The organism is Prevotella sp. E13-17, from assembly GCF_022024035.1.
Taxonomy (GTDB): domain Bacteria; phylum Bacteroidota; class Bacteroidia; order Bacteroidales; family Bacteroidaceae; genus Prevotella.
The window spans coordinates 293,456-311,030 of record NZ_CP091787.1 but is presented as its reverse complement, the minus strand read 5'-3'; the positions used below and the strand labels follow the sequence as shown (position 1 = coordinate 311,030).

The following is a 17,575-nucleotide window of genomic DNA, read 5'->3' as shown; positions in this document are numbered from 1 at the left end:
AAAACGTGAGCCCCCATCAAGGGACTCACGTTTTCTTTTTATGTCGGTATGTACGATTAATCCTGAATCAGGTTCTCGCCAGTCATGTCGGCAGGCTTCTCCAGACCCATGATGTGGAGGATAGAAGGAGCCACGTCGGCCAGACGACCGTCCTTCACCGTAGCCGAGTTGTTGTTGGTGACGTAGATGAAAGGTACGGGATTCAGCGAGTGAGCTGTGTTAGGTGTGCCGTCAGGGTTGATGGCATTGTCCGCATTACCATGGTCGGCAATGATGATAGCCTCATAGTCGTTGGCCTTTGCAGCCTCGATGACGTCCTTCACACAGTTGTCAACAGCCCATACAGCCTTAGCGATTGCATTGTAAACACCCGTATGACCTACCATATCACCGTTGGCGAAGTTCACGACGATGAAGTCGTACTTAGCCTCGTTGATAGCAGCCACCAGTTTGTCCTTCACCTCGAAGGCACTCATCTCAGGCTTCAGGTCGTAGGTAGCCACCTTAGGACTGGGCACCAAGATGCGGTCCTCACCCTCGTAAGGCTGCTCGCGACCACCGTTGAAGAAGAAGGTGACGTGTGCATATTTCTCGGTCTCGGCAGTGTGCAACTGCTTCTTACCCTGCTGTGACAGATACTCGCCCAGCGTGTTCTCCACATTCTCCTTGGGGAAGAGGATGTGGACGCCGGTGAAGCTGGCGTCGTATGGCGTCATGCAGTAGTACTGCAGTCCGGGAATAGTCTTCATGCCCTGCTCTGGCATATCCTGCTGAGTCAGTACCATGGTGAGTTCCTTAGCACGGTCGTTGCGGAAGTTGATGAAGATCACCACATCACCTTCCTCGATGCATCCGTTCACGGCACTGTTGTGGATAGGCTTGATGAACTCGTCGGTCACTCCCTCTGCATAGCTCTCTTCTACAGCTTTCACCATGTCAGTAGCCTGCTTACCTGTGCCGTTCACGATGAGATCGTAGCCCTCCTTCACACGCTCCCAGCGCTTGTCGCGGTCCATAGCATAGAAACGACCAATGATGCTGGCGATGGCAGCGTCGTTGTCGGCACACACCTTTGTTACCTGCTCAATAAAGCCCTTACCGCTCTTGGGGTCGGTGTCACGACCATCCATGAAGCAATGCACGAAGGTCTGGTTCTTCAGACCGTAGTGTTTGCCCACCTCGATGAGCTTGAACAAGTGGTCGAGGCTTGAGTGCACACCACCATCAGAGCAGAGTCCCATCAGGTGCAGCTTCTTGCCGTTCTCCTTTGCATAGGTGTAGGCAGCCTTCACCTGTGGGTTCTCAACGATAGAGCCATCCTTGCAGGCGCGGTTAATCTTCACCAAGTCCTGATAAACAATGCGTCCGGCACCGATGTTCAGGTGGCCAACCTCAGAGTTACCCATCTGTCCGTCGGGCAGACCAACGTCTTCACCCGAAGCCTGCAACTGTGAGTGAGCCGAAGTGGCAGTCAACAAATCGAGATAAGGTGTGGGAGTATTGAAGATCACATCGCCCTTACCATGCTTACCGATTCCCCATCCATCGAGAATCATCAATAGCGCTTTCTTTGCCATAACAATTTCCTTTGCTTTTATATTATTTAATTATGTATCAATATGTTTGAGTGTGCAAAATTAATCATTTTGCGCCACATAGCAAAAATTCTTTGGCCCCGAAATTGTTTTTTCTAAAGTTAATTAGTGCAATTAGCCTCATCTGCCACGACAGAAGCTGCCGTATTGCATTGTCAACGTGGCACTTTTCACTTCTCAAAGTGGCGCTATAGCACAAGAAAAGTGCCACTTTAGACTTGTCAAAGCGGCACTTTAACAAGCCCAAAGTGGCACCGTCGATGGGGTCAATTACTTAAAGTCGAAGCCCATGCGCAGACCGTCGTAGTTCTTAGACAGGTCGCTGATGGTGCTCATGGTCTTGTTGCCACTCAATGCAGACATGGTCTGGAAGAGCGTGAGCAACTTGGTTGACTCGAACAGCAAGCCAATGCCATCGGCGTTCTTCTTGGCATAGCAGGTGATGTTGAGCAGCAGTGTTGACAGCACCACCTTACCTGTAGAAGGTTCGAAGGTGTAGGTACCACTGAGTTTCTTGCCTGCAAACTGTGCCGAGAAGGTCTTGTCGTCGTTAAACGTGATGGTGGTGTTTGACGATTTCACGCCCAACTTGGTGAAGGTGGGCAACATTTTCTCCTTGATCTGCTGGGCAGCAATCTCGCCACCCGCCTGGGCCAACAGCTGCTGAGAGGTGAAGGCGCAACCAGGAGAACTGTACTTCCATGTGCCAACGATGCTCTTCTCGGTCATCTTGTCGAGTCCCAGCACACTCTGAAACATATTGCTCAGGGCCTGTCCATTGGTGGCCGCCTCCAACACACTGCCCAACACGCTGGTAGCAGCCGTTGTAGCATTGTTAGTAACCGTTGATGTTGCATTCTGGTTCAGTGCAATCGAACCGCAGCTTGCCAGCGTCATGGCTGCAGCTGCCAAAATCATCATGTTTTTTTTCATTGTTGCTTTTAATATTTAAAGAGTTAAAATACTTCCAACATATAGATAGCATCGAGCGACCACAGGGCGGCATCGTTGGTAGAGATGCCATGGGCGGGCGCCAGCAGCGACTGCCACACCTGCGAGCGACGCTCCACATCGCGGTCTCGCCACGCAGCATAGGCGTCGAGACGACGCACGGGGAACTTGTTGCCGCTCACCTTCATGGCCATCTCACGGTAACGACGGGCATGGTCGAGCCAGGTGCTTTCAAACTGCGGTGAAGGCAACATGACCATCAACTCGTTCATCACTTCAAAGCCGCCCATGATGGTACACAGGTGGTTGGTGTTCAGCAGACTGTCTGGACCATCGTAGGTGATTCGCCCTGAGGCGGGATCATAGCCCAGCGCCTTATTGCCAGTGAAGAGGCCATGCTTCAGATTGGCCATCGACTGCAGCCCCGTTTTGATCTTGTCGGCATAGCGACGATTGCCAGTTCGTTCCCACTCCGTCATCCAGTTGCCGGCATAAGCCATCCAGTCGGGACCGATGCGCAGACGGGCAGGTGCCTGACAGGGATAGAGCGAACGAGGCTCAGCCAGACGCATCGGGTCCAAATGATAGAGCAAGGTGTCGCAGTCGGTCTGAGCATGCATCAGGTCGCCAGTGCGCTCATCGGCAGTGAGGTAGTAGAAGAAACGCAAGAAGGCCGACTGCGAGATGCGTGCCTCCTTGGCGCCGCAGCCCCAATGGCTCACATTGTGCCTACTGCCAAGCGGTGCAAAGGGCCCGATATGATAGGTATCTACCTCACTGTTGTGGCGGGTCATGGCCGTTGCCATGCGCCAGATGTCAGCCCGTCCGCTACGCAGAAAACTGTACCACAGCCACATGGGCGAAGCCAGTTCGGTGTTGTCCCAGGCATAGCCACCCACATCATAGCGCCATTCATGGCGCTCTTCGTCGTAGGCATGCATCACGTCGCCATAGTTCCAGAAGCCATACCACTTGCAGCGCTCTGTCTCGCGCTGGAAGATGGTGATATAGTCGTCAAGGCGCTGTTCCACTTCCCTGTGCCTGGTGGGCAGCGACCATATGCCGAAGGCACGCTTGCGGTGCAAGTATTCGGGCGTAGGCAACAGATGATAGTCGCCCCTCTGAGCGTCGTATTGAGGTTTTCCGGCGTAGGGCAGCAACCACAGTTCGCTGGTGCGACCAATGCCGTAGGGGGTGCTCATGCCCTCCTGCACATCCTCATAGCTGGACAACAGTCCGTGAGCGATGGTGTCGTAGTGGCACAGGTTCATGGGCTCGGCCTCTGGCGACCAAAGGTACATGGTGAGTTGAGCCTCGTCGCTGCGGGCACGGTCCACCTGAATGGTGGAGGGATAGCTCTGCCAGAAATCTGAAAGACGGACGTTCAAGCCTCCATCGGTATCACCCACGAATACTTGTCCTGACGCACGACAGCCGGTCAGCGTGCCAATCCATGGGGTGCGGTCGGTGGCTCGTTTGCGAATAGACCAGGCATTGTCGGTGAGCTGCGACAGTCGGAAGCCGTCCCACTGTGCCCACTCGCTGAGCAGCGTCTGACCCTTCTCGCTGAAGGTCTCCTTGGCTGGGACACTTTCGAACTGCATCTGACGTGCCTGCCAGTTGACATCTTTATCCAATGTCCGGCGACCGTCAAGCGGTTGTACAGGCTCATGCCACAGAGAGTCGCCATCGACTGCGAAGGCGACATGACGATTGTAGGTCTCGGTGCGCATAGGCACACCGAAGCGAACACCCAATGAGGTTATGAAATCGCGCGACTGTTCGCCGTCATATATAAAGGAGTGAACAAGTTTTATCTGGTCACTGCCTTGCCAAACATAGAGGCGGAGGGTAAAAGGCAACCAGCGACGACCATCATTTCCGCCATGGTGCCCCGTCACTTTCACGACGGCAGACACCTTTCCCACCCGTTCGAACGTAGCACTCTCTATCTCTGCGGTGTAATGGCTGCTGGTGGTGGAGGCTACCAGGGTGGCACTGCTGCCCACCTTCAGACCATCAATCAGCAGACTGTCAATGAAATGGCTGCCTTGCTTAGGTATGAAAACCTGCAGATGCTGGTTGGCAATATAGAGTTGACGGCCCATATCTTTCACGGTGAGGGCACCCGACTTTGCTACTGGGAAGACGCCCGACACGCCCATCCACTTGACAGAACCGTCGGGCCAGCAAGCCAAAGGCCAGCAGTCGGCGTCGGCAAACTGGCTGGCATCGGCAGTCTTCTTCAGTTCGCCCTGAGCGAAAGGCACGCCAAAGGTGACGGGTTGGGGCACCGTGGGGGTAACGCCAATCCAGTGCAGGGGCACTTCGGACTGCGCAGGAAGCGTCTCAATGCGGAAGTTGGTCAGTCGGACACGAGAGAGTGTGGTGCGGAAACCAAACCAACCTCTGGTCAAGGGGGTAGGATCGAGGTAGTCAACCAGCAGTTCGCCATCGACAAAGATGCGGGTCCGCCCCTCGCGGGTACTCTCCACACGCCAGTGATACCAATGGCCCGAGCGCAACAGGTGGGCACCATCGGTATATTCCTTCCAGACTGGAGGCACCTCACCACCGCCCATATAGCGACGGAAGCGCGTGGTGGAGTTATAGTTACCGCCATAGCCCAGGTAGTACATCTGCAGCTGATAGCAGTTCTTGAACACACCTTGCCGCTGGTTCATGTTCTTAAAAACAGACGTTGCTGCTGGGTCGCTGGCCATCCAGAAGAGGTTCATATCGCTCAGACGGTCGTCGGTGACAAGCACATCGTACTCCACAGCCATGCCCTGCTTCACCGCCTGCTTGCGCCAAAGGGTCAATCCCTTAGGGGCAACCAGCTCACAGGTGTCGCCAGAGAACGACAAACGGTAGTCGGGAGCCTCTGATTCCACCATCCAGTATTTCTTGAACGAGCGAGCATCCAGCCCCGACTGCGCATGAACCATCAACGCACAGACCACAGAAAACAGCAAACTAAAAATCCGTTTTTCCATCGACGCTGAAGATTGGTTCATCGGTATTGATCTCTTGATCATAGAAATGCACGGCACTGTCGTTCATCTTGGGATGCTGTGACTGCAGGAGACTGAGCACTTCGGCACCGGCCCAGATGACGGGACCATAGCCGTGGGCAGCCATGACATGGACAGGACGATAGGCATAGAAGGCAGCATCGAAGCCCATACCTGTGCCTACACAGACGCCGGTCACCTGACCGCGGTCGTTGACAGCCTTCTCGACAGCATGCCAACCGAGCATGACTATCGGTCCATAGGCTTTGGCATCGAGCCACCCATTGTTGATGGCATGTGCCAGACTGTAGGTAAAGATGGCGGTGCAAGAAGTCTCCTCGTAGGTTTCGGGGCGATCGAGCAACTGATGCCAGTAGCCATCAATGCCCTGAAGGCGAGCCAGTCCTTCGGCATGCTGTTGCAGCAGTTTGAGAATAGCCTGACGCTGAGGATGCTGCTGAGGCAACACATCGAGCACCTCGCAAAGGGTGAGGATGGCCCAGCCATTGGCACGGCCCCAGTGATAGGCGGGATGGGGATTCATGTCCTCCACCCATCCATGACGGAACAGCTGTTTCTCGGGCACAAACATGCGCTGGGCAAACTGCAACACCTGTGCTGCAGCCTGGTCGTAGTATCTCGCATCACCCGTATAGAGGCCCATATCAGCCACGGTGGGGATGCCCATGAACATATCGTCGAGCCACAAGGTGTTATGCTGAGGGCGCAAACGGGCAAAGGTGCCATCGCCAAGTCGATACTCTTTATTTAATATATAAGAGGTATAGTTATCGATAAGTGCCTCCAACCGCAGTGACTTGTCGGCCACGCAGGCTTTAATCATCGACGAGCAGACAGCACCGGCATCATCGAGTGCCTGTGGATCGACGACCTTGCGCATCACTGGGTCAATCTTCTTGCCCTGCTGACAAAGCCGTGCGAAATAGGGAGCGGCAGCCGCCAAGAGGCGATAACGCTCATAAACATAATCCCGATAGGCGACATCGCCGGTTGCGCGGTAGGCTGCCAGCATGGCCGAATAGGTGACACCCCACTCATAGCTGGTCAGTCGGAAGTCGCCACGACGCAACTGTGTGTGCTCGTTGATGGTCTTTAGATTGGTGATTTCGCGGTGTGTCTTACTATCTTCGAGCACGGCCGGCGTAGATTGTTGCAGATAGTGGAGCACGCGGTCCATGGTTTGCTTCACCATTGCGGCCTCGGGCACACCGTAACCGCATCTGTAAGCAGGCTTCATCAGGTGAAGCGGTGTGTTTGAGTCGTTGACTTGCTGGGCCATCACTGCAGTGCCACAGGCCAAAGCCAACAGGATGAGATTTGTTTTTAATTTGTTCATAGTCGTTGTTTCATAGTTTGTATTCTCTGTCGCAGATAGTCTTTAAAGTCGTCGTTCTCCAGCACCTCAATGTCTTCCAAGAGTCCTAACACGAAGCGTCCGACGCCCTTGAACGAGCTGACGGGCAGTTCCACCAGCCAATGGTCGTCGCCATCGGGTTCAATATAGCGTTCGCTCTGTGGGTATTCTTCGCGAAGCAGGCTGGAGGATAGTCGTCCCAGACGCAGTTTGACGAGCTGTTGGCTCTCGCTGCTGAACATAAAGATGTCGGTCAGCATCTCGCGATGGAACTTCTCGTACTCCCAAAACAGGTCCAGGATTTTCACGTCCTGCACACGCGACAGCTTGAACGTCTTGTTCATCTTGGAGGATATCTCAAAGCAGCGCACCTCCTGATTGCCATTCAAGAAGAGGAACGGCTCCACCAGACGATTGCTAAGCGTGTTGCTGTTGGCCGAAGAATAGCCCTCCAACACCACCGTACGTTTCTGCTTGATGGCATCATAGATGGAAGAGACATTGCGCCCCACCTGTTCACGGAGCTCCACATTGTCGAGGATGTCCAGATCGTAGAGTTTGTCCAGCTTCTGCTTCAGGCGCTGCATCTGCTGACTGTCGTCGCCGGTCTTGTCTAGGATATGGCGCATCAGGATGGCCTCATCTTCGGTGAAATGCACGGCAGCGTCGAACTTCTTGAACCATGGAGAGTCTTTACGTATGCGGTAGTAGGGTTTGTTGTTCTCTACGTGGAAGCCCATAAACTTGAACGACTCTAAATAATAATACAGATTGCGGCGCGATATATCTATCTTATTGCAGATATCCGCCACCGTATAGTGATGGTTCTCGATGAGCAGCAGTAGTAGTCGCAGCTCTCTTTCCAGTTTATCGTGTCTCATTATCTCGGTTGCTAGTCATGAATAGAACGGTGGTCTGCAGGCATCGGTCGGGATGCTTACTCGTCAAACGGGAGGCTCAGTTGTCCGTCGCCCAACAGGTTATAGCTCATACGATGATAGGGCGTAGTGCCATACTGACGGATGGCCTCGCGATGTTTCTTGGTGGGATAGCCCTTGTTTGACCTCCAGTCGTACTGAGGATAGGCCTCGGCCAATTGGTTCATATAGTCGTCGCGATAGGTCTTAGCCAGAATAGACGCGGCAGCAATGGCAAGATATTTGCCATCACCTTTTACGATAGTAGTATGGGGAAGCAGGGATCCACTGGCGGGATCCTTATAGGACTTAAAACGGTTGCCATCGACAATGACGGCCTGCGGGCGCACCTGCAGTTGATCGAGGGCGCGGTGCATGGCCAGGATAGAGGCATTTAAAATATTAATATGGTCTATCTCTTCGGGCGTGACGATGCCTACTGCCCACGCAACAGCATCACGCTCGATCTGCTCGCGCAACGCATAGCGCCGTTTCTCGCTCAGTTGCTTAGAGTCGTTCAACAGTTCATTCTGGTAATCGGGGGGCAGGATGACAGCTGCTGCATAGACACTGCCTGCCAAACAACCACGGCCAGCCTCATCGCAACCAGCCTCTACTAATCCTTCGTAGTAATGGTTAAGCAACATTGTTCTCTTCGTTTTAGGCTACAAAAATACTAAAAATAATTAAAAACCTGCATTTTTAACACAAAAAGTTTCTTTTGTGAACTTATATTGCACTCTTACTTCCTTATTTTGCACCCAGAAAGAAAACAAAAACATAGCATTATGAATACAGAACTAATGATCCGCGAAGAGAAAATGAACACAGTGATGAACCTCCATGCCGCCATCATCCAACCTTTGGAGAAACTGGCGCAATACTATGGCAGCGTGCTGGGCAGAAAGCTCAACGTGAAACAGACGCTGCATCTGCTCAATGCGCAAGCGGCCTTCCTGATGACCGTATTCCCCGACTGTGCAGTCCCCGTGAAAGCCTTATGCCTCACTTGGTTTGTTGCTGCCGTATTGAAATGCCGCGAAAAACTATAATTAAACATTCTGCAACAAAAAAGCCTCCCCAGACTTGAGGAAGCTTTTTTGTCTCTCCCCTCGGGGAGAGAAGAAAGGAGTCAGAACATTTTTGCCACCCGGTGGATGCCTTCGACGAGGGCATCCACTTCTTTTTGGGTGTTATACATCGCAAACGATGCCCGAACAGTGCCGCTGATGTCCAGCCGACTCATCAGTGGCTGAGCACAATGATGCCCTGTGCGGACAGCGATACCCAGACGGTCGAGCAGGGTGCCCATGTCCAGATGGTGAATGTCGCCCACATTGAAGCTGACCACGGCATCTTTCACAGAGGCATCTTGCGGACCATAGATCTTCATGCCTTCAATGGTCATCAGCTGTTCCATGCAGTAGCGGGTGAGTGCCTGCTCATGCTGCTGGATAGCCTCGAAGCCAACAGAGTCGATATAGTCGATGGCCTTGGCCAGCCCATGGGTGGCCACATAGTCGGGGGTGCCAGCCTCAAACTTAAAAGGCAGGCGCTCGAAGGTGGTCTTCTCCCACGTCACCTTGTCGATCATCTCGCCACCGCCCTGATAGGGAGGCAACTTCTCGAGCCACTCTTCTTTGCCATAAAGCACACCGATGCCCGTCGGACCATACATCTTATGACCGCTAAAGGCAAAGAAGTCGCAGTCCATGGCCTGCACATCTATCGCCATGTGGGGAGCGCTCTGGGCGCCATCGACCAGCACTGGGATGCCATGGGCATGTGCCACACGGATGATTTGTTCTACGGGATTGACCGTACCCAGCACATTGCTGACGTGAGCCACGCTGACCATCTTGGTCTTCTCGGTGAGAAGCGTTTCCAACTGGTCCAAGCAGAGGATGCCATCATCCGTGATGGGCACGTGCTTCACCACGATGCCGCGCTTCATGGCCTGCAGCTGCCACGACACGATGTTGGAGTGATGCTCCATCTCAGTGACCAGCACCTCGTCGCCAGCCTGCATCTGTGACTCGCAGAACGACGACGCCACGAGATTGATAGCCTCGGTGGTGCCACGAGTAAAGACGACCTCTTCAACCTTGCGCGCATTGATAAACCGGCGCACCGTCTCACGAGCAGCCTCGTGCAGATCGGTGGCCTGCTGCGAAAGGTAGTGCACACCACGATGCACATTGGCATTCACGTTGAGATACTCGTCGCGCATGGCATCGAGCACACAAAGGGGCTTCTGCGTGGTAGCCGCATTATCCAGATAGACCAGAGGTTTTCCATATACTTCCCTTTGCAATATGGGGAAGTCTTCACGTATCTTATCTATATCGTACATCCTTATTAATTTTGCATGCAAAAGTACAAATAAAAGGCGAAAACGATGCGCAATTTGCAAACAATTTAGTACTTTTGCAACGAAAACTACAAAACTATTTACGAGATGAAAAAGCTAACATTAACAATCATTTCCTTATTTCTTATGCTGAACACTTTGACAGCGCAAGAAGAAATGGCAACTTTTCGCACTTGGGCAATGACGCCCCCTATGGGTTGGAACTCATGGGACTGCTACTACTCATCGGTTACAGAAAAAGAGGTTCTGCAAAATGCACAGTACCTGGTTGACAACGACCTGGTGCGCCACGGATGGGAGTATGTCGTGGTTGACATACGCTGGTACTGCAACCACCCCTCACTGGGCGGCGGCAACTACAACCAGCGCGGCGACCAGGGCTACGTGATCGATGAATACGGCCGATACCTACCCTCGCCTACTCGTTTCCCTTCGTGCATGGTCAACGGCAAGAACGAAGGTTTTAAGGCGCTGGCCGACAAGATTCACAAGATGGGATTGAAATTCGGAATCCACATCATGCGCGGCGTTCCCAAATCGGTGGTAGGCAGCAGCTACAAGCTGAAGGGAAGCGAGCAGACTGCCTGGTCGCAGGTTTACAATGGCACCACATCGCCTTGCACTTGGCTAAAGGACAACCTGCTGGTGAGAAACAACGAGGCTGGTCAGCTGTACTATAACTCTATCATGGATCTGTATGCCGAATGGGGCGTGGACTTCCTGAAGATCGACGACCTGAGCAGACCGTTCTACACGGATGAGATTCACATGATCCGTAAGGCTATAGATCAGACAGGGCGTCCCATCGTTCTGTCGCTATCACCCGGAAAGACTCAATATCAGTATGCCGAAGAGTGTCTGCAGAATGCCAACATGTGGCGCATGATGGACGACTTGTGGGACAACTGGAGCGCTGTGGATGCCGTCTTCAACGAAGCCAACGAGTGGAGCAAGTATGCCCAACCAGGCAATTATGCTGACTGCGACATGCTGCCACTGGGACAAATAGCCATGACGATTGGCGACCAAGGATTTACGAACGCCAACAACGGGCGATGGACCCAGCTGACACAGAACGAACAGATGACCATGATGACACTATGGGGCATCTGTCACTCGCCATTATTCTTCGGTGGCGAGATGACCAAGAATGACGCTTTCACGCTGTCACTGCTGAACAACGAGGAGTATCACCGCATGCATAAATATGGAATCCATGCGCATCAGGTGGACAACGACGAGGACAACGGGCGAGTGACTTGGACGTCGGAAGACCCTGTGACTGGCAACCGCTGGCTGGCTCTCTTCCAACGCGACAACAACCGGTGGATCGTAGGCAACAAGGCGCTCTACAAGTCGGAGACTGTGGCCTACACGACCGACGGCCATGCTGTCAATGTTGACATCGAATGGCCCGAGGGAGCCAAGACCCTGGTTCTGGTTGTTGACGACGGCGGCGACAACTTTAACTACGATCACGGCGACTGGATCAACCCCACACTGGTGCTGCGAGACGGGACTGAGGTTGAACTGACCGGCACCTACAAGACGCGTCAATACACCAAGTCGTACTTTAACCGCGTGTATGAGAACAAGAACGTGGACCATGGTGGAAAGATGAAGGTGATGGGCACGACCTATGATCGCGGTTTCTCGACAGATGCCAATGCGGCTATCTTCTTCACGATACCCGACAACATGGATGTGGTTCGTTTTAAAGCAATGGCTGCAGCCGATGACTCTGGCATCGGACAGACGGGCGCCACAACCTCTGTCAGGTTTATGGTGTTCGACCAAAACCCATTGACCGACGAACAAGAGGACTATGCCGCACGCTCTGGTCTTATCTCACGCACCGGCACCAAGTCGAAAGTGCTTGAAGCCGACATTACAGATGCCGAGCAACTGAAGATCTTTGTGAGCAACTATGGCGATGGCTTTGCCTACGACCGTGCCAATCTGATTAACCCAGTCTTGATTGATGCCGATGGAAACGAGACTTCGTTGACCACCTTAAAGCATGATTCGTATAGCGCGGAGTGGGGCTCTTTGCACGTCAACAAGAATGTGGAAGGAAACACACTGTGCGTGGATGGCAAGAATTATGAGACAGGACTGGGCCTCAACGGTCAGTGTACCTTAGTTTACAACCTGCCAGAGGGGCATCAGTTCAAAACCTTCAGGGCACTATGCGGCTATGATTCCAGCTGCGACAAAGACAACCCATCGACCACGGGGACTACCATGGAGTTTTTCTTCTATGTCACAAAGAACGACAGCTATGATGTTGACCTGACACAGTTTGGATATTCGGCCGACGAAGACATCCCGCTTTACGACATTTGGGCAAAGAAGGATGTGGGCACCGTCAGCGGCACGCTGAAGACCAAGGTGCCCAGTCACGGCGTGAAACTGTTCAGATTGGGCAACACGCCTGTGCCTTCGGCAATCAAAGACACGCAGAAGGGGACGACAACAAACTTGATGCACAGCGACAAGTATTTCGATCTGAACGGCAGAGAAACAGCCAAGCCGCAGTCGGGCATATACATAACAAATGGGAAAAAGGTCATCAGCAGATGACCTTTTTTCTTTCCCCCCCACATCCCGAGCAGTCCTCCTACGACTTCATACAGCCACTTTCATCATCTTGGAGCGGAAGTATTAAACCGTCAAACGGGCCGTATGAAACGACAACAGTAAAACAATGGTGTTGATTCCAGCCCCTGGAAAACTCGTTTTTAGCCCCTGGACTCATCATTTCCAGGGGCTAGAATGGGCGTCTCTAAGGGCTGGATTGGGAATTTCCAAGGGCTGGAAAGGATTCAAAAGCATAACTATTGCGAAGCAAAAGTGGCACTTTGATCTGATAAAAGCGATGGTTTGACGTAACGAAAGTGCCACTTGGGCTACGGCAAACAAACAACTTTCCCGTAACGAAAGCATCGCTTTGGTTACGGGAAAGCAGCACGTCTGTGACGCGTCAAGGGGGAAGTGCAATTAGTGACAGAGTTTGCAGCCTTCACACTTGTTCAGTTCTCCGCGGAAACGCTTCTCTACTAAGTAGTGAAGACGGTCGCGAAGGGGTTCGAGTTGCATCTTGTCGATGACCTCGTTGATGAAGGCATTCTGCAAGAGTAGTTTGGCTTCCTGTAGCGAAATGCCGCGCTGACGCATATAGAAGAGGGCGGCATCGTTGAGCTGACCAACGCTTGAGCCGTGTGCACACTTCACGTCGTCGGCATAGATCTCGAGCATGGGCTGGGTGTACATACGTGCCTCCTTGGTGGCCGTCAGGTTCTGATTGGTCATCTGCGAAGATGTCTTTTGTGCACCATGCTCCACCAGCACCCTGCCGGCAAAGGCACCCACAGCCTTATCGTCGAGCACATACTTGTAGAGTTCGTTAGAAGTGCAGTGGGGCACGCGATGGGTGATCAGCGTGTTGTTGTCCACATGCTGCTGCTTGTCGGCTATCACGCAACCATAGCACTGGCACTCGGCACCCTCGCCATTGAAGGTCAAGTCAAGGCGATTGCGCGTAATGCCATTGTGAAGGGTGATCACGTTATGGTTCACGCGGCTGTTGGCTTGCTGGTCGATATAGACATTGCTCACACGAACATTCTTATGGTGTGTCTCTTCCATGCAATAGAGGTCAAGAGAAGCGTTCTCGCCAACGAATGCCTCGATGACTTGCGTGGCCAGAAAATGACGGTCATCGGCAGCATGGTCGCAGAACAGCATCTTCACCTCGGCACCCTCTTCGAGCACAATCAGCACACGACGGTTCACCATCAGATTGGGCACCTGTCGCTGTGCATTCTGTGGAGTGGCCTTGAGGATGTTGATGACCTGAATGGCACGATCCACCTTGAGGTTCTTGGGCACATAGACCAGCATGCCATCCTGCGCCAACATGGTGTTGAGCGCCGTGATGCCATCATCAGAAGTCTTGGCCAACTTGGCATAGTACTTAGCCACCACCTCGGGATAGTCGCGCAGCGAACCTATAATGACGCCCTCGGGCAGATGCGCCTTTGGCTTATCGTCGTGATAGAACATGTCGTTGACCACGAAATAGAGGCTGGTGCTGAGGTTGGGTACGTCGCAACGGAAAGCCTCGTAGGGATCTACTGGTATCTGCAGACGACTAAGATTCACACCATAGTCGGGCTCAAAGAGCTTCTGCATGTCAGTATATTTGTAGCGCTCCACCTTCTTGCTGGGAAAGCCAGCAGACACAAAGTCGTTGAAAGCCGCATCACGTACAGCGTTCATTGGCGCTGGGGCATGCGAGAAAATCAGCTCGCGTGCCTCCTTATATAATTCTATATATTGTTGTTCAGACTGCATATCAAGTGTGGTAGCAAATTATTCACTTTTCACTATTCACTATTCCCTTCTCACAATTCCACCGATCTACTCTTCACCGATTTCTTCCTTGATCCAGTCGTATCCGTGTTCCTGTATCTGCTTGGCAAGCTCAGGGCCACCCGTCTTGACGATGCGTCCCTTGTAGAGCACATGCACAAACTGCGGACGAATCATTTCGAGCAAACGATCGTAGTGAGTAATCACAATGCAAGACGTCTCGGGGGTCTGGAGCTTATTGACACCTTCGGCTACGATACGCATGGCATCCACATCAAGACCTGAGTCTGTCTCATCAAGAATAGAGAGCTTCGGCTCGAGCATGGCCATCTGGAAAATCTCGTTGCGTTTCTTCTCGCCACCACTGAAGCCTTCGTTGACCGAGCGATTGGCCAACTTTGAGTCGAGCTCCACAATCTTGCGTTTCTCGCGCTGGAGCTTCAGGAACTCGGCAGCATTCAGGGGTTCCTGACCGTAGTACTTGCGCTTCTCGTTGACAGCTGCCTTCATGAAGTTGGTCATCGAGACACCAGGAATCTCAACAGGATACTGAAACGAGAGGAACAAGCCCTCATGCGCTCTGTCCTCGGGCTTCATCTCCAGCAGATTCTTACCATTGAAGAATGCCTCTCCCTCGGTCACCTCGTAAAGGGGATTGCCCACCAGCACAGCGCTCAGCGTACTTTTGCCAGAGCCGTTAGGGCCCATGATGGCATGCGTCTCGCCATCCTTGATTATCAGGTCGATGCCTTTCAATATCTCCTTCTCGCCAATCTTGGCATGCAGATTCTTTACTTCTAACATCTTATTCTGTCTTTTTGCCTGCAAAGTTACAATTAAGTGGGCACAATACAAAAGAAAAAAACGAAAAATAAGAAAATAATTAGCATTGATTTATACTCGTCTAACCTTTTTATTGTATCTTTGCAAACATAAAGACAATAAGACGATGAATGTACTTCTAATAACTAAACGCTCACTATTTGTATTAGCTACCACGACTTTAGTATTCATACTACTGTTGGCATGCAACAATAGCCATACAGAACTGACATACAACGAAAAGGCCGACTCGCTGATGAACGAGGCCTACATGAAGCACAACTACGACTCAGTCTTATTACTGGCAGACAAGTTTGAAGACAATCAAGACATGGCCCCCATGAAACTTCACTACTGGCGCGGCTATGCTTACTCCAGACAAAAGAAAGTGCGCTTGGCAGAGAAACAATGGCGCAAGGCTTTTGAAATAAGCATCAACAACGAGGAAGACTTGGATTATTATGCCAAATGCGCCAATCGACTGTCGGGACTACTACTGGTAAAGGGCGACCACGATGCCATCATGAAGGAGATTGTGCCCGCCATGCAACGACTGATCGATGCCGACAAAGCTAACAGCACTGACTTTGCATTCATGCAGGTGGCCGTGGGATGCTGCCAATTGCGAGCGGGCAATCCGGAAGATGCTGCCGACGACTTTAAAGATGCTTATGACAAATACTTAAACATCATCAAGAATGATCCCAGCATCAACAACTTCACCAGTGCCATCGTTGGAGTTATCAATATCACCGAACAGAATCTTTCCATCAAAAATTATCAGGAAGCATACGATTGGACAGAGCATTTTTCGGAACTACTAAACCAGTACATGTTACTGCCTTCGCCCAACAAGGAATTCCTCGACAAACAAATAGGACGACTCAACTTCTACCGTGCCAGTGCATTGGAGGGACTGGGACACAAGGCCGAAGCCAAAACGGCATACGACAGAGCGCTGCTGACAAACTATTCAAAAACGGCAGAAGGGCAATATGAAGCTATCAGCTATCTGATGGCAGCGCAGCGCTGGAAAGAAGCGGCACGCAGCTTCGAACGACTCGACGAACTAAACCAGCGCTACGAGAGAACACTGTCGCTGGAATACCTGCACAACTTCCTGATTCCAAAATATCATGCCAACATTAAATCTGGAAAGATTGACTCGGCACTGGCCGTTGGTACTAAGATCTATATAGAACTCGACTCGGCTATCGCCCGCATGCAGCGTGACGATGCAGCTGAACTGGCAACACTCTACAACACGCAGCAGAAAGAGACCGAACTGGCACAGCAAAAGGCTCAGATGGAACGTCACCGTTTCTGGAACCTGGTTGTGGTGTTTGTCGTCTTTAACATTGGTTTCTTCCTGATACACTATCTTCGTTTGCAGTCATCAAAACGACTGAAGAAAGCCTACCTGCAACTGGAAGAAGCTAACGAGAGAACCAAGGAGGCATCGCGCATGAAGACATCGTTCATACAACAGATTTCTCATGAGATCAGAACACCTCTGAACATCCTTTCGGGATTCACCCAAGTCATCACGACGCCAGGGATGGAACTCGACGAGGAAACACGAAAAGACATTAATCAAAAAATTATTGATAACACCAACCGCATCACAGAATTGGTTAATAAGATGCTGGAACTAAGTGATGCCAATAGCCAAACTGTGATTGAACGCAATGACTGCATTCCTGCCATTCAAATTGTGGCACTGGCTATGGACAGCTTCTCTAATGCTGAGATATACAAAATTCCCATTGACTTGCAAATGGGCGAAGGCACCGACAGCCTCATGATTACCACCAACGAACAAGCGGCAAGACGCGCGCTGACACTGCTCATCGACAATGCCGAGAAGTTTACTAAGGAAGGGAAAATCACGCTGACAACCGAAACTAACGAAAGCGAACTTCGCATCTTAGTTGAAGACACAGGTATCGGTGTTCCTGCCGACAAAGCCGAGCTGATCTTCGAAGAGTTTGTGCAATTGGACGACTACTACGAAGGTACTGGCATCGGTCTTACCGTAGCGCGAAGTCTTTGTCGCCGCCTAAAAGGCGACATCGTGCTCGACACCAGTTACACTGGCGGAGCACGATTTATCATGACGCTGCCTTTAGACAGCCCACAGTCGAATCCTTAAAGTC

Annotated in this window: 12 protein-coding genes; 3 read left to right on the top strand and 9 right to left on the bottom strand. The window is 51.9% G+C overall.

All coding sequences use genetic code 11. The annotated features are described in order from the left end of the window. Positions 1-56: 56 nt before the first annotated feature. The 6 genes from gpmI to L6472_RS00935 form a co-directional block, all read right to left on the bottom strand. Positions 57-1,577: a 2,3-bisphosphoglycerate-independent phosphoglycerate mutase gene (gene gpmI, locus L6472_RS00960; RefSeq protein WP_237806366.1), complete on the bottom strand. Its 1,521-nt coding sequence runs from the start codon at positions 1,575-1,577 to the stop codon at positions 57-59. Between the two features lie 288 nt (positions 1,578-1,865). Then, positions 1,866-2,528 (bottom strand): DUF4923 family protein, encoded by a 663-nt coding sequence (locus tag L6472_RS00955; protein WP_237806364.1) that lies wholly within the window; start codon positions 2,526-2,528, stop codon positions 1,866-1,868. 23 nt (positions 2,529-2,551) lie between these two features. Next, complete coding sequence (locus tag L6472_RS00950) at positions 2,552-5,542, bottom strand: DUF6250 domain-containing protein (protein ID WP_237806362.1); 2,991 nt, start codon at positions 5,540-5,542, stop codon at positions 2,552-2,554. After that, positions 5,523-6,917: a glycoside hydrolase family 105 protein gene (locus tag L6472_RS00945; RefSeq protein WP_237806359.1), complete on the bottom strand. Its 1,395-nt coding sequence runs from the start codon at positions 6,915-6,917 to the stop codon at positions 5,523-5,525. Before L6472_RS00945 ends, L6472_RS00950 begins: the two co-directional genes overlap by 20 nt. Next, on the bottom strand, positions 6,914-7,816 hold the full coding sequence (locus L6472_RS00940) for a WYL domain-containing protein (protein WP_237806357.1): 903 nt from the start codon (positions 7,814-7,816) through the stop codon (positions 6,914-6,916). Before L6472_RS00940 ends, L6472_RS00945 begins: the two co-directional genes overlap by 4 nt. Positions 7,817-7,872: 56 nt before the next feature. Then, a complete protein-coding gene (locus L6472_RS00935) occupies positions 7,873-8,499 on the bottom strand; it encodes a ribonuclease HII (protein WP_237806355.1) in 627 nt (208 codons plus the stop codon). 141 nt (positions 8,500-8,640) lie between these two features. On the opposite strand from L6472_RS00935, the gene L6472_RS00930 reads away from it, so the two are divergent. Continuing rightward, positions 8,641-8,904: an ATP-binding protein gene (locus L6472_RS00930; RefSeq protein WP_237806353.1), complete on the top strand. Its 264-nt coding sequence runs from the start codon at positions 8,641-8,643 to the stop codon at positions 8,902-8,904. 80 nt (positions 8,905-8,984) lie between these two features. Here the strand turns inward: L6472_RS00930 and L6472_RS00925 are convergent, their stop codons facing one another. Beyond that, on the bottom strand, positions 8,985-10,205 hold the full coding sequence (locus tag L6472_RS00925) for an aminotransferase class V-fold PLP-dependent enzyme (protein ID WP_237806351.1): 1,221 nt from the start codon (positions 10,203-10,205) through the stop codon (positions 8,985-8,987). Between the two features lie 174 nt (positions 10,206-10,379). Here L6472_RS00925 and L6472_RS00920 point away from each other — a divergent pair, with 174 nt between their 5' ends. Further along, positions 10,380-12,806 carry an NPCBM/NEW2 domain-containing protein gene (locus L6472_RS00920; protein WP_237806349.1) on the top strand — a complete coding sequence of 809 codons (2,427 nt, stop codon included), beginning with the start codon at positions 10,380-10,382 and terminating at the stop codon, positions 12,804-12,806. Positions 12,807-13,223: 417 nt separating this feature from the next. Here L6472_RS00920 and sufD read toward each other — a convergent pair whose 3' ends face one another. Beyond that, positions 13,224-14,579 (bottom strand): Fe-S cluster assembly protein SufD, encoded by a 1,356-nt coding sequence (gene sufD, locus L6472_RS00915; RefSeq protein ID WP_237806347.1) that lies wholly within the window; start codon positions 14,577-14,579, stop codon positions 13,224-13,226. Positions 14,580-14,645: 66 nt separating this feature from the next. Further along, on the bottom strand, positions 14,646-15,401 hold the full coding sequence (gene sufC / locus L6472_RS00910; protein WP_237806345.1) for a Fe-S cluster assembly ATPase SufC: 756 nt from the start codon (positions 15,399-15,401) through the stop codon (positions 14,646-14,648). Positions 15,402-15,546: 145 nt separating this feature from the next. Between sufC and L6472_RS00905 the strand changes: the two genes are divergently transcribed. After that, positions 15,547-17,571, top strand: coding sequence for a HAMP domain-containing sensor histidine kinase (locus L6472_RS00905; RefSeq protein WP_237806343.1), 2,025 nt, complete (start codon positions 15,547-15,549; stop codon positions 17,569-17,571). The last annotated feature ends 4 nt before the right edge of the window (positions 17,572-17,575 follow it).